Origin of the sequence: Pseudomonas sp. P116, from assembly GCF_020149425.1 — a bacterium.
Taxonomy (GTDB): domain Bacteria; phylum Pseudomonadota; class Gammaproteobacteria; order Pseudomonadales; family Pseudomonadaceae; genus Aquipseudomonas; species Aquipseudomonas anatoliensis.
Genome location: NZ_JACVHB010000003.1, coordinates 110,000 through 123,927, shown reverse-complemented (window position 1 = coordinate 123,927; position 13,928 = coordinate 110,000). Strand labels below are relative to the sequence as shown.

Annotated in this window: 12 protein-coding genes; 10 read left to right on the top strand and 2 right to left on the bottom strand. The window is 59.7% G+C overall.

What is annotated here, in order from left to right:
* The first annotated feature begins 14 nt into the window (after window positions 1-14).
* From ICA15_RS10975 to ICA15_RS10950, 6 genes are all read left to right on the top strand, one after another.
* Window positions 15-344, top strand: a complete 330-nt coding sequence (locus tag ICA15_RS10975; RefSeq protein ID WP_150601885.1) for a sarcosine oxidase subunit delta — start codon at window positions 15-17, stop codon at window positions 342-344.
* Entirely contained in the window at window positions 341-3,358 is a 3,018-nt protein-coding gene (locus ICA15_RS10970; protein ID WP_210553508.1) for a sarcosine oxidase subunit alpha, read from the top strand. Before ICA15_RS10975 ends, ICA15_RS10970 begins: the two co-directional genes overlap by 4 nt.
* A gap of 160 nt (window positions 3,359-3,518) precedes the next feature.
* Window positions 3,519-4,151 carry a sarcosine oxidase subunit gamma gene (locus tag ICA15_RS10965; RefSeq protein ID WP_210553509.1) on the top strand — a complete coding sequence of 211 codons (633 nt, stop codon included), beginning with the start codon at window positions 3,519-3,521 and terminating at the stop codon, window positions 4,149-4,151.
* Between the two features lie 234 nt (window positions 4,152-4,385).
* Window positions 4,386-5,243: a formyltetrahydrofolate deformylase gene (gene purU / locus ICA15_RS10960; RefSeq protein ID WP_042561445.1), complete on the top strand. Its 858-nt coding sequence runs from the start codon at window positions 4,386-4,388 to the stop codon at window positions 5,241-5,243.
* Between the two features lie 207 nt (window positions 5,244-5,450).
* Complete coding sequence (fdhA, locus tag ICA15_RS10955) at window positions 5,451-6,650, top strand: formaldehyde dehydrogenase, glutathione-independent (RefSeq protein WP_042561444.1); 1,200 nt, start codon at window positions 5,451-5,453, stop codon at window positions 6,648-6,650.
* Between the two features lie 208 nt (window positions 6,651-6,858).
* Window positions 6,859-7,416 (top strand): DUF2780 domain-containing protein, encoded by a 558-nt coding sequence (locus tag ICA15_RS10950; protein WP_150601882.1) that lies wholly within the window; start codon window positions 6,859-6,861, stop codon window positions 7,414-7,416.
* 1 nt (window position 7,417) lies between these two features.
* Here the strand turns inward: ICA15_RS10950 and ICA15_RS10945 are convergent, their stop codons facing one another.
* Window positions 7,418-8,305 (bottom strand): acyltransferase, encoded by an 888-nt coding sequence (locus ICA15_RS10945; protein WP_210553510.1) that lies wholly within the window; start codon window positions 8,303-8,305, stop codon window positions 7,418-7,420.
* Window positions 8,306-8,552: 247 nt separating this feature from the next.
* On the opposite strand from ICA15_RS10945, the gene ICA15_RS10940 reads away from it, so the two are divergent.
* From ICA15_RS10940 to creC, 3 genes are all read left to right on the top strand, one after another.
* Window positions 8,553-9,059, top strand: coding sequence for an ATP-dependent zinc protease (locus ICA15_RS10940; RefSeq protein ID WP_150593669.1), 507 nt, complete (start codon window positions 8,553-8,555; stop codon window positions 9,057-9,059).
* A 68-nt stretch (window positions 9,060-9,127) separates the two neighbouring features.
* Entirely contained in the window at window positions 9,128-9,808 is a 681-nt protein-coding gene (creB, locus tag ICA15_RS10935) for a two-component system response regulator CreB (protein ID WP_210553511.1), read from the top strand.
* Window positions 9,808-11,226 carry a two-component system sensor histidine kinase CreC gene (creC, locus tag ICA15_RS10930; RefSeq protein WP_210553512.1) on the top strand — a complete coding sequence of 473 codons (1,419 nt, stop codon included), beginning with the start codon at window positions 9,808-9,810 and terminating at the stop codon, window positions 11,224-11,226. Before creB ends, creC begins: the two co-directional genes overlap by 1 nt.
* 21 nt (window positions 11,227-11,247) lie before the next feature.
* On the opposite strand, the gene ICA15_RS10925 is transcribed toward creC, so the two are convergent.
* Entirely contained in the window at window positions 11,248-12,252 is a 1,005-nt protein-coding gene (locus ICA15_RS10925) for an acyltransferase family protein (RefSeq protein ID WP_210553513.1), read from the bottom strand.
* Window positions 12,253-12,421: 169 nt separating this feature from the next.
* Between ICA15_RS10925 and creD the strand changes: the two genes are divergently transcribed.
* Window positions 12,422-13,792 carry a cell envelope integrity protein CreD gene (gene creD, locus ICA15_RS10920; RefSeq protein WP_210553514.1) on the top strand — a complete coding sequence of 457 codons (1,371 nt, stop codon included), beginning with the start codon at window positions 12,422-12,424 and terminating at the stop codon, window positions 13,790-13,792.
* Window positions 13,793-13,928: the final 136 nt, after the last annotated feature.

Genomic DNA, 13,928 nt, shown 5'->3' with positions numbered 1-13,928 from the left:
CAGGAGAAATCCCCATGTTGCATATCTTCTGTCCTCACTGCGGCGAGCTGCGCTCCGAAGAGGAATTCCATGCCTCTGGTCAGGCGCACATTCCGCGTCCGCTGGACCCTGCAAGCTGCACCGATGCGGAGTGGGGCGACTACATGTTCTTCCGTGATAACCCGCGCGGTCTGCACCACGAGCTGTGGGATCACGTCGCCGGTTGCCGCCAGTATTTCAACGTCACCCGCGACACCGTGACTTACGAGATTCTCGAAACCTACAAGATCGGCACCAAGCCGCAATTCACCGACAAGGCTGATGGCGCGAAAACAGCCACGACGGCGCTGGGAGAGAAGGTATGAACCAGACCAATCGCCTGTCCAACGGTGGACGGATCGACCGCAACAAAGTGCTGAGCTTCACCTTCAACGGTCAGAGCTACAAAGGCTTCGAGGGTGACTCGCTGGCCGCCGCACTGATCGCCAACGGCGTCGACATCATCGGCCGCAGCTTCAAGTATTCGCGTCCTCGCGGGATCTTCGCCGCCGGTGCCGAAGAGCCGAACGCGGTGCTGCAGATCGGTGCTACCGAAGCCACGCAGATCCCCAACGTGCGCGCCACGCAACAGGCGTTGTATCAAGGTCTGGTCGCGACCAGCACCAACGGCTGGCCGAGCGTCAACAACGACATGATGGGCATTCTCGGCAAGGTTGGCGGCAAGCTGATGCCGCCGGGTTTCTACTACAAAACCTTCATGTACCCGCAATCGTTCTGGATGACTTACGAGAAGTACATTCGTAAGGCTGCAGGTCTTGGCCGCTCGCCGACCGAGATTGATCCGGACACCTACGACTACATGAACCAGCACTGCGACGTGCTGATTGTTGGCGGTGGCCCGGCCGGTCTCGCTGCAGCACTGGCCGCTGCGCGCAGCGGTGCTCGCGTCATTCTGGCCGACGAGCAGGAAGAGTTCGGCGGCAGCCTGCTCGATTCGCGCGAAAGCCTCGACGGCAAGCCTGCGATGGAGTGGGTTGCCAGCGTCATCACCGAACTGAAAAACACCCCGGACGTGCTGATCCTGCCGCGCGCTACGGTCAACGGTTACCACGACCACAACTTCCTGACCATTCACGAACGCCTCACTGATCATCTCGGCGACCGTGCGCCAATCGGTCAGGTGCGTCAGCGCATCCACCGCGTTCGCGCCAAGCGTGTGGTGCTGGCCACTGGCGCGTGCGAGCGTCCGTTGGTCTACGGCAACAACGATGTGCCGGGCAACATGCTCGCCGGTGCGGTATCGACTTACGTGCGCCGCTACGGTGTGGCGCCGGGCAAGAAGCTTGTGCTTTCGACCAACAACGATCACGCCTACCGCGTGGCGCTGGACTGGCTCGACGCCAGCCTGCAAGTGGTGGCCATCGCCGATGCCCGCAGCAATCCGCGTGGCGCATTGGTTGAAGAGGCTCGCGCCAAAGGCATCCGCATCCTCACCGGTAGCGCCGTGATCGAGACCCGAGGCAGCAAGCGCGTTACCGCTGCCCGCGTCGCCGCAATTGATGTCAAAGCGCACGCCGTGACCAGCCCGGGCGAATGGCTCGACTGCGACGTGGTCGCCAGCTCCGGCGGTTACAGCCCGGTGGTTCACCTGGCCTCGCACTTGGGCGGCAAGCCGACCTGGCGTGAAGACATCCTCGGTTTCGTACCGGGCGAAGCACCGCAGAAACGCGTGTGCGTCGGTGGCATCAACGGTGTTTATGGTCTCGGCGATTCGCTGGCCGATGGTTTTGAAGGTGGCGTGCGCGCCGCTGCCGAAGCCGGTTTCCAGACGGTAGAAGGCGTGTTGCCAAAAGCCTTGAGCCGTCACGAAGAACCGACGCTGGCGCTGTTCCAGGTGCCGCATGAAAAGAACACCGCACGGGCACCGAAGCAATTCGTCGACCTGCAAAACGACGTGACCGCCGCCGCCATCGAACTGGCGACCCGCGAGGGTTTCGAGTCGGTTGAACACGTAAAACGCTACACCGCGCTGGGTTTCGGCACCGATCAGGGCAAGCTGGGCAACGTCAACGGTCTGGCCATCGCCGCCCGTTCGCTGAACGTGACCATCCCGCAGATGGGCACCACGATGTTCCGTCCGAACTACACGCCGGTGACTTTCGGCGCGATCGCCGGCCGCCACTGCGGACACATCTTCGAACCGGTGCGTTACACCGCACTGCATCAATGGCACCTGAAAAACGGCGCCGAGTTCGAAGACGTCGGCCAGTGGAAGCGTCCGTGGTACTTCCCGAAAAACGGTGAAGATCTGCATGCCGCTGTGAAGCGTGAGTGCAAAGCGGTGCGCGACAGCGTCGGCCTGCTCGACGCCTCGACGCTGGGCAAGATCGACATCCAAGGCCCGGATGCCCGCGAGTTCCTCAACCGCGTGTACACCAACGCCTGGACCAAGCTCGACGTGGGCAAGGCCCGTTACGGTTTGATGTGCAAAGAAGACGGTATGGTCTTCGACGACGGTGTGACGGCTTGCTTGGCGGACAACCATTTCGTCATGACCACCACCACTGGCGGCGCCGCGCGCGTGCTGCAATGGCTGGAGCTGTACCACCAGACCGAATGGCCGGACATGAAGGTGTATTTCACCTCCGTGACCGACCACTGGGCGACCATGACCCTGTCCGGGCCGAACAGCCGCAAGCTGCTCAGCGCTGTCACCGATATCGATTTGAGCAACGAAGCGTTCCCGTTCATGACCTGGAAAGAAGGCGAGGTCGGCGGCGTGCCGGCGCGGGTGTTCCGCATCTCGTTCACCGGTGAGCTGTCGTACGAAGTCAACGTGCAGGCCGACTACGCGATGGGCGTGCTGGAGAAAATCGTCGAGGCGGGCAAGCAGTACAACCTGACGCCGTATGGCACCGAAACCATGCACGTCCTGCGCGCCGAGAAGGGCTTCATCATCGTCGGCCAGGACACTGACGGCTCGATGACCCCGGACGACTTGAACATGGGCTGGTGTGTCGGTCGCACCAAACCGTTCTCGTGGATCGGCCAGCGCGGCATGAACCGTGAAGACTGCGTGCGTGATCAGCGCAAACAGTTGGTGGGCCTGAAGCCGATCGATCCGACCAAATGGCTGCCGGAAGGTGCGCAGTTGGTGTTCAACACTAAACAGACGATCCCGATGACCATGGTCGGCCACGTGACTTCCAGCTATGCGCACAACTCCCTTGGTTATTCGTTTGCGATGGGCGTGGTGAAGGGCGGTCTTAAGCGTCTTGGCGAGCGGGTGTTTGCACCGTTGGCGGACGGCAGCGTGATCGAGGCGGAAATCGTGTCTTCGGTGTTCTTCGATCCGAAGGGTGATCGGCAGAATATTTGATGGTTCGGATCCTGTGGAGTGCAGTTGCACCGTGATGACTTCATCGCGAGCAGGCTCACTCCTACAGGTGAACGCGTACCCCTTGTAGGAGTGAGCCTGCTCGCGATAGCGGTATATCTGCTGGCACAGGGCTCAAGTCAGAATTCAGGAAAGGTGCTTTATGACCACAGCCAATGTTTACCAACAACGCCCAGCCTCAGGGGCCAAGGCCGAGTCGTCGCTGCACCATGCCGACCTCGCCAGCCTGGTCGGCAAGGGCCGCAAGAACGCCGGCGTGATCGTGCGTGAGCGCAAACTCCTCGGCCATCTGACCATCCGTGGCGATGGCCACGATGCCGCTTTCGCTGCCGGTGTGCACAAGGCCTTGGGCATCGAACTGCCCGGCGCTCTGAGCGTGATCGTCAAAGGCGAAACCAGCCTGCAATGGATGGGCCCGGATGAATGGCTGCTGATCGTGCCAAGCGGTGAAGAATTCGCCGCCGAACAGAAACTGCGTGAAGCGCTGGGCGATCTGCACATTGCGATCGTCAACGTCAGCGGCGGCCAGCAAGTGCTCGAACTGAGCGGGCCGAACGTGCGTCAGGTATTGATGAAGTCCACCAGTTACGACGTGCATCCGAACAGCTTCCCGGTGGGTAAGGCTGTGGGCACGGTGTTCGCCAAGTCGCAGCTGATGATTCGCCACACCGCTGAAGACACTTGGGAGCTGCTGATTCGTCGCAGTTTCTCGGATTACTGGTGGTTGTGGTTGCAGGATGCTTCGGCTGAGTACGGCCTCAGCGTCCAGGCCTGACACTGCATGGCTATCGTGCCTGCTTCTGTGGCGAAAGGATTTATCCCCGTTCGGCTGCGAAGCAGTCGCAATACCTGTGAATTCGATCTACCTGATAAACCGCGGTGACTGGTTTTGGGGCGGCTTCGCCACCCAACGGGGATAAATCCCCTCACCACAAAAGCAGTTCAGCACAGGTCAACCCAGTTCAGAGTTCACTCTGCTCACCGTTGTCGAAACAGGAGTCACCGCACCATGAGCCGCGCCCCAGACACATGGATTCTGACCGCCGACTGCCCCAGCGTCCTCGGCACTGTGGACGCGGTCACGCGTTTTCTGTTCGAGCAGGGTTGCTACGTCACCGAGCACCACTCGTTCGATGACCGGCTCTCCGGCCGCTTCTTCATTCGTGTGGAATTTCGCCAGCCCGACGGCTTCGACGAACAAGCCTTTCGCGCTGGCCTCGCAGAACGGGGTCAGGCGTTTGGCATGATCTTCGAGCTGACCGCGCCGAACTACCGGCCGAAAGTGGTGATCATGGTTTCCAAGGCTGATCACTGCCTCAACGACTTGCTCTACCGCCAGCGCATCGGTCAATTGTCGATGGATGTCGCGGCGGTAGTGTCCAATCACCCGGACCTCAAGCCGTTGGCCGATTGGCACCAGATTCCCTACTACCATTTCCCCCTCGATCCCAACGACAAACCGTCGCAAGAGCGACAGGTCTGGCAGGTGATCGAAGAGTCCGGCGCCGAACTGGTCATCCTCGCTCGCTACATGCAGGTGCTGTCGCCAGAGCTGTGCCGCAAGCTCGATGGCAAGGCGATCAATATTCATCACTCGTTGCTGCCGGGTTTCAAGGGCGCCAAACCGTATCACCAAGCCTACAACAAGGGCGTGAAGCTGGTTGGCGCGACGGCGCATTACATCAATAACGATCTCGATGAGGGGCCGATCATTGCCCAGGGTGTCGAGGCCGTGGATCACAGCCATTACCCCGAGGATTTGATTGCCAAGGGGCGGGATATCGAAGGCCTGACGTTGGCGCGGGCGGTGGGGTATCACATAGAGCGCAGGGTGTTTCTTAACGCCAATCGTACGGTCGTTCTTTAGATAGCTAAAAGATCGCAGCCTTCGGCAGCTCCTACAGGGATTTGTGTCGGTTACAAAATTTCAATCCAACCCGAATCCTGTGGGAGCTGGCTTGCCAGCGATGAGGCCATAACAGACAACGCAAAACCAACAAGCAATAACCCGAGCACTCAACGCGCTGCCTGTCTGGGCAACGCGGTTCCATAAAAACAACAGCGAGGTGAAAGCATGTCTGGCAATCGTGGTGTGGTGTATCTCGGCGCTGGCAAGGTCGAAGTACAGAAAATCGACTATCCGAAAATGCAGGACCCGCGCGGTCGCAAGATCGAGCACGGGGTCATTCTCAAAGTGGTTTCCACCAACATCTGCGGCTCTGACCAGCACATGGTGCGCGGCCGCACCACGGCGCAGACCGGTCTGGTGCTGGGCCACGAGATCACCGGCGAGGTGATCGAAAAAGGCTCCGATGTCGAAAACCTGAAAATCGGTGATCTGGTTTCCGTACCGTTCAACGTGGCTTGCGGGCGCTGCCGTTCCTGCAAAGAGCAACACACCGGCGTCTGCCTGACCGTCAACCCGGCCCGTGCCGGCGGTGCTTACGGTTACGTCGACATGGGCGACTGGACCGGTGGCCAGGCCGAGTACGTGCTGGTGCCGTACGCCGACTTCAACCTGCTGAAACTGCCGGATCGCGACAAGGCCATGGAGAAAATCCGCGACCTGACTTGCCTCTCCGACATCCTGCCGACCGGTTATCACGGTGCGGTCACTGCTGGCGTAGGCCCGGGCAGCACGGTTTACATCGCAGGTGCCGGCCCGGTCGGTCTGGCCGCCGCCGCATCGGCGCGCCTGCTCGGCGCAGCGGTGGTGATCGTTGGCGACGTCAACACCATCCGCCTGGCCCACGCCAAAGCGCAGGGTTTTGAGATCGTCGACCTGTCGAAAGATACCCCGCTGCACGAACAGATCGCCGCGCTGCTGGGCGAGCCGGAAGTGGACTGCGCGGTGGACTGCGTTGGCTTCGAAGCCCGTGGACACGGTCACGACGGCGTCAAATCCGAAGCCCCGGCCACCGTACTCAACTCGTTGATGGGCGTAGTGCGCGTGGCTGGCAAGATCGGTATCCCGGGTCTGTACGTCACCGAAGATCCGGGTGCCGTGGACGCTGCTGCGAAAATGGGCAGCCTGAGCATTCGTTTCGGCCTGGGCTGGGCAAAATCCCACAGCTTCCACACCGGGCAAACGCCAGTGATGAAGTACAACCGCCAGTTGATGCAGGCGATCATGTGGGATCGCATCAACATTGCCGAAGTGGTTGGCGTGCAGGTCATCAGCCTCGACCAGGCACCGGAAGGGTATGGCGAGTTCGATGCCGGTGTGCCGAAGAAGTTTGTGATTGATCCGCATAAGTTGTTCAGTGCGGCGTAAGCGAGCGAGAAAAAAACGGCGACCATTGGTCGCCGTTTTTTTATCCATCACAGCGCCACGCAACCTTCGCTCACGGGATTTCACAGTTTCTCCACACAGGCTCTGCGACAGTGACGCTTGCGGTTCCGGAACATGGCGGCGCATACCCGGTCAAACCGGCAGTTTGATCGTTGAATGAACGGTCTTTACGTCACAAGAGGATGTCTGAATGAAGATTGCACGCGGTTTTGCCTTGGCATCGCTCCTGACCTTGGCCGCCGGCCCGGTGTTTGCCGGTTTCAGCTTGAACGACGTTGCCGGGGCGGTTTCGGGCATGCAGGGCGGTGACAAGGCTGCCGCTGCCGCGCCAACCTCGGAAACCGCCGGATTGCTAAGTGCCCTGAGTGCGCTGGACGTCACGCCGCAGCAAGCCGTCGGCGGCACCAGTGCGATGCTGGGGCTGGCGAAAAACCAGCTGAGCAGCACTGACTACTCGCAGCTGGCCAAGGAAGTGCCGGGCATCGACAAGCTCTCGGGTGGCAGCGGCAATCTGGCGGCACTGAGCGGTTTGCTCGGTTCGTCGGGCAAATCCGCCGGTCTGGAAAACGCGCTGGGCAACGTCAAGGACACCAATGACCTGAACAATGCGTTCAGCGCGTTGGGCATGGACAGCGGCATGATCGGCCAGTTTGCCCCGGTGATCCTGCAATACCTCGGTCAGCAGGGCGTCGGCGGTTCGCTGTTGAGCAGCCTGGGCAGCATCTGGGGCACCGGCACCGGTAGCTGAATCAGCACCGCTCGCCGCGTAACTCGGTGATGCGTTGGTCCTTGAGCGTCCAGAGTTGGTTGACCCAGTTCTGGACCTTCTCGCGAAACACCGGATCGTTGGCGTAATCGCCCTGCCACAGCGCGGGGTCGAGTTCGCGGGTCTGGATGTCGACGATCACTCGCGGCACGCCGCCGCTGATCAAGTCCCAGAATCCCGGAATTTTCTGCTGTGGATAAACCACGGTGACGTCGAGAATCGCGTCCAGCTGTTCACCCATCGCCGCCAGCACGAACGCCACGCCGCCGGCCTTGGGCTTGAGCAATTGGTTGAACGGTGATTGCTGCTGGCTGCTTTTGGCCGCCGTGTAGCGCGTGCCTTCCAGATAATTCACCACCGTCACCGGCTGGCGCTTGAACAGCTCACAGGCGGCTTTGGTGATTTCCAGATCCTTGCCCGCCAGCTGCGGGTTTTTCGCCAGAAATGCCTTGGTGTAGCGCTTCATGAACGGGTAGTCCAGTGCCCACCAGGCCAAACCCAGGAACGGCACCCAGATCAGCTCCTTTTTAAGGAAGAACTTGAAGAACGGCGTGCGTCGGTTGAGGGTCTGGATCAGTGCCGGAATGTCGACCCACGACTGATGGTTGCTCACCACCAGATACGAGGTGTCCCGGCGCAGGTCTTCGCCACCGCGAATGTCCCACTGAGTCGGGATGCACAGGCGGAAAATCAGCTTGTCGATTTCCGCCCAGGTCTCGGCGATCCACATCACCGCCGCCGACGCATGATCGCGCCAGCGGCCGGGCGCAATCAGTTTGATCAGCGCAAACACCAGCAACGGCCCGATCAGGATCAGGGTGTTGAGCAACAGCAGCAGGGTGACGAAACAGCCGGTGAGCAGGCGGCGCATAAACGACTCTTTGAAGACGGATGTGCCCGCCATGATAAGCAGCTTCGGGCGACAGGCCAAATCTGCGCTGACGAATGTTTCACCTTTGCACCACTAAGATCAAAGGATCGCAGCCTTCGGCAGCTCCTACCCTGATCACTGTAGGAGCTGCCGAAGGCTGCGATCCTTTGATCTTGGGTTTGCCGAACGAATTCAAAGACAACGGTCTAAAATCCCATTGCCTAACTCCCCCAAGGAAGCCCCCTACGTGAAATCCCTCCTTGCATTGTTTGCCCTTGTCGCCCTGCCGGTCATGGCCGCTGAGCCGACTCTCTACGGGCGCTATGAATACATTGCGCTGCCGGAAATCGGTGGTGAAGTGCTCAAGGCCAAAATGGACACTGGCGCGCTGACTGCCTCGCTGTCGGCCAAGGACATCGAGACCTTCACCCGCGATGGCGACGACTGGGTACGTTTCCGCCTCGCCACCAAAGACGCCAGCAACAAAGTCTACGAACACAAGGTCGCGCGCATCAGCAAGATCAAAAGCCGTTCCGACGAGGACGACGAGGAGCGCGAAACCACTGAAGCGGCCAAGCGCCCGGTGGTGGATCTGGAGCTGTGCCTGGGTAACGTTAAGCGTACCGTCGAGGTCAACCTGACCGACCGCAGCCACTTCAACTATCCGCTGCTGATCGGGGCCAAAGCCCTGCGTGAGTTTGACGCGGCTGTAAACCCGGCCCGTCGTTACACCGCCGACAAGCCGGACTGCTAAGTGGTCTCATTGACGTAACGTCAGGCTTGGGGCACCGTTCGCGCACATAACCCACGGGCTCGGATGCCATGCCTCATATCCTGATTGTCGAAGACGAAGCGGCGATTGCCGACACGCTGATTTTTGCCTTGCAGGGCGAGGGGTTCACCACCACGTGGGTGAGCCTCGGCGAGGCGGCGCTTGCGCATCAACGGCAGACACCGGCCGACCTGATCATCCTCGACATCGGCCTGCCGGACATCAGCGGTTTCGAAACCTGCAGGCAGCTGCGGCGCTTCACTGAGGTGCCGGTGCTGTTCCTCAGTGCTCGCGATGCCGAGATTGATCGTGTGGTGGGGCTGGAAATCGGCGCCGACGACTACGTGGTCAAGCCGTTCAGCCCACGGGAAGTCGCGGCGCGGGTGAGGGCAATCCTCAAGCGTATGGCGCCGCGTCCTGTCATTGAGGCCACTTCGACACTGTTTCGCATTGATCCCGAGCGCGTCCAGATCAGTTATCGCGGCCAGGCATTGAGCCTGACCCGCCATGAATTCCGCCTGCTGCAATGCCTGCTCGAACAACCGGAGCGAGTGTTCAGTCGCGAACAATTACTCGATGCGCTGGGAGTGGCCGCCGATGCCGGGTACGAGCGCAGCATCGACAGCCATATCAAAAGCGTGCGCGCCAAACTGCGCCTGGTCCGCGCTGAAGCCGAGCCAATCCAGACCCACCGCGGCCTCGGTTACAGCTACAGCCCGGGGCACAGCTGATGTCGTTGGGCCTGCGGATTTTTCTGGTGTATGTGCTGTTTGTCGGCCTGACCGGTTATTTCGTGCTCAACACGGTGATGGAAGAAATCCGCCCCGGCGTGCGTCAGTCCACCGAAGAAACGCTGGTTGATACCGCCAACCTGATGGCGGAGATCCTGCGAGACGACTTCAAGGCCGGCACTCTCAGTGAGAATCGTTGGCCGCAACTGCTCCGCGCTTACGGCGAACGCCAGCCGCAAGCGACGATCTGGGGCTTGCCGAAGAATCAGGTCAACCACCGCATCTACGTCACCGACGCCAATGGCATCGTCGTACTGGACTCCAGTGGCGTGGCGGTGGGGCAGGACTATTCGCGCTGGAACGACGTCTACCTGACCCTGCGTGGTGAATACGGCGCCCGGTCCAGCCGCAGCGATGCGGATGATCCGAGTTCTTCGGTGATGCACGTCGGCGCGCCCATTCGTGACAACGGGCAGATCATCGGCGTGGTGACGGTGGCCAAACCCAACAGCTCATTACAACCCTATGTTGATCGCACCGAGCGACGCCTGCTGTTTTACGGCGCCGGGTTGATCGGCCTCGGTCTGTTGTTTGGCGCGTTGCTGTCGTGGTGGCTGAGTCGCGCACTGCATCGTTTGACCGGTTACGCCCAGGCCGTCAGTGAAGGGCGGCGGGTGGAAGTGCCGCACTATCGCGGCGGCGAGCTGGAGCAACTGGCTACAGCGGTCGAGCAGATGCGCACACAACTGGAAGGCAAAGCCTACGTCGAACGTTACGTGCACACACTTACCCATGAACTGAAAAGTCCGCTGGCGGCGATTCGTGGCGCGGCGGAGTTGTTGCAGGGTGAGATGGCTCCGGTGCAGCGCTTGCGTTTTATCGGCAACATCGACAGCGAAAGTGCACGGATGCAGCAGTTGATCGAGCGCTTGCTGAATCTGGCGCAAGTGGAACAGCGACAGGGTCTGGAGGAACGCGTGGCCGTGCCGCTGGCAGTGTTGGTCGATGAGTTGTTGCACGCTCAGGCTGCGCGAATTGAAGGCAAACAGCTGCGCGTTGAACAAGCGGTTGCGGTGGATTTGATGGTGATCGGCGAGCCATTTCTGCTGCGTCAGGCGTTGGGCAATCTGCTGGAGAATGCGCTCGATTTCACCCCGCGTCAGGGCTTGCTGCGCTTTAGTGCCGAGCGGTTGGAGGAACAGATCGAAGTCCGCTTGTTCAATGAAACCTCACCGATTCCTGATTACGCATTACCGCGTTTGACCGAACGCTTCTACTCACTGCCGCGCCCGGACAGTGGGCGCAAGAGCACCGGGCTTGGGCTCAATTTCGTTGAAGAAGTGGTCAAGTTGCACGGTGGCCAACTCGCGATCTGCAATGTGCCGGGCGGTGTGCAAGTGACAGTGCGCCTGCCTTAGAGGCAGTGCGCAGTGCTCAGGTCATGCTGGTGTCTGTGCCGCGCGCTGACGATTCTTGCGATGGATAAATTGCAGCGCCGGTTGCTCGACCAGACGCCAGGACACGATTGCCAGCGCAATCACGATCAGCGTGGACACCAGCATCGACGAACCAAAACCAAGCGAGGTCTTGTTGATCACCAGTTGCTGTACCGGGAATGCGTAAAGATAAATGCCGTAGGAAATATCGAAGCGCCCGCGGATACTTTGGTCGACGTACAGCAGGCCGATACTCACGGTGGCGATAGAAAAGCCTAGCGTCGCCAGCACACCGGCCAACGCCGTACCGATGCTGACCAATATCAAGCCAATGCCAGCGACCAAGGTGAGCGCCAGAATGCGCGCGTCGCTCAAGTGTTGTTTATAGAAAGCCATCACGGCCCCGGCAAAGAACGCGATGCCGGCCGTGCTGTACACCGCCAATTTCTGCGCCAGCGCGCCCGTCACGTAATTGCCCAAGACGTAGGTGGCCATAACAAACATCACCAGCAGGATCCACGGCAGCAGAGATCGTCGATAGAGTCCAAGCGCGACCGCCAGCAGCAGATAAAAACCGAACTCGATTTTCAGTGTCCACAAACTCCCATTAAAGGAGTCGGCGAAAATAAAGCCGTCGGTGATTTCTCTGATGTCGGCCCTGCCAAAAACCGAAATACGCAGGAAGTCGATCAAGGCACTCGAACCGCTGACATAACCTTCGGCGAACAGACTGCCACCGATATAAGTCATGACGAACGCGCATAAGATCAACGCAGGAAAGATGCGCGCGACGCGTTTGCTCAGGTAATCGCCGAAGCTGCGCGCATTGATGTAGCTCTGGGTAATCAACAGGCCGGATATCGCAAAAAACACGGTGACGGCGATGCCGCCCAGCGAGTTGTAACCGGCAATGCCAGGCTCTTCCCGACCCGATAGCACAAAGTGGTGACTGACCAGCACCATCAGCGCGGCGATGTGCCTGATCAAATCGAATGAGTTGTTGTGCAACGTGATAGCCCTTTATCCGTAAAGTGTTCCAGGTTAGCCGGGTTGCAATAAGCCACGCCTACCGGAAAAAGGTTTCTACACGTATTTCCATGCAAATCCCACACAACCTCCATAACAAAACCATGAAGCACTCCCAGACTCGCTCCCATTCCAACCAGGGAGCGTCCTCATGAACCGAAGTCTGACCATAAAACTCGGGGCCATTGGCCTGTTGATTCTGCTGTTGCTGGTGCCGTTGCTGATGATCGACGGCGTCATCGATGATCGCCAGCAACTGCGTGACGGCGTGCTTGAAGACATCGCTCGCAGCTCCAGTTACAGCCAGCAATTGAGCGGGCCGGTGATGGTGGTGCCGTATCGTAAAGTGGTGCACAACTGGAAGATCAACGACAAAACCAATCAGCGTTATGACGAGCCGGGCGAAGAGCGCGGGCGTTTGTACTTCTTGCCAGAACGCTTCGAACTCGATGGTCAGGTGCAAACCGAACTGCGCGCCCGGGGCATTTACGAGGCGCGGCTGTTTCACGCCGATAACCGCATCAACGGGCATTTCTCCCTGCCGGCGCAATTGGGCATCAAGGAAGACTTCGTCGACTATCAGTTCGATGCACCGTTTCTCGCGGTCGGCATCAGCGACATTCGCGGCATCGAAAACGCCTTGAAACTGGAACTCGACGGCCAGCGCCTGGACTTCGTTCCCGGCACGCAAGTTGGCTGGCTCGGCGAAGGCGTACGGGTGACGTTGCCACTGCTCGACACCAGCAAAACCACGGAACTGGCGTTCGGCTTCGACCTGCGTCTGCAAGGCACCGGTTCGCTGCAAGTGCTGCCGGTGGGCAAGAGCAGCAGTGTGAGCCTCACCGCCAACTGGCCGCATCCAAGTTTTGTCGGCAACTTCCTGCCGGCCAAACGCGAAATCAATGACGCCGGTTTCAGCGCGGATTGGCAGACCACGTTCTTCTCCACCAACTTGCAGGACGCCATGAGCCGCTGTGTGAGCAGCAATGATTGCGAGGCCTTCAATGGCCGCCGCTTTGGCGTGAGTTTCATCGATCCGGTGGATCAGTATTTGAAGAGCGACCGTGCGATCAAGTATGCGTTGCTGTTCATCGTGCTGACGTTCGCTGGTTTCTTCCTGTTCGAAGTGCTCAAGAGCCTGGCGGTGCACCCGGTGCAGTACGCGTTGGTGGGGGTCGCGCTGGCGTTCTTTTATCTGTTGTTGCTGTCGCTGTCGGAACACATCGGTTTTGGTCCGGCGTATCTGCTATCGGCCAGCGGTTGTGTGTTGTTGATCGGGTTCTATGTTTGCCATGTGCTGCACAGCGTGCGTCATGGCTTGAGTTTTTCGGCGGGATTGGCGGCGTTGTATGGCTTGCTCTATGGCTTGCTGAGCGCCGAGGATTACGCGCTGCTGATGGGCTCGTTGCTGCTGTTTGGCTTGCTGGGTGTGTTCATGGTGCTGACGCGCAAACTGGATTGGTACGGGATCGGGCAGAAACCGGCCAAGCCGCTGGAGTTTGATATTGGAGCGGTGCAATGAGTGGACTGCGAGAGGATCAGCGGGAGGCTGAGGTGCTGGTGACGCTGATTTTTGCGTCACTACCGCCGCAACCTAGGTGGTGCCATCGCTGGCAAGCCAGCTCCCACAGGTCCTGTGCAGAAGCAGATTTCTCTGT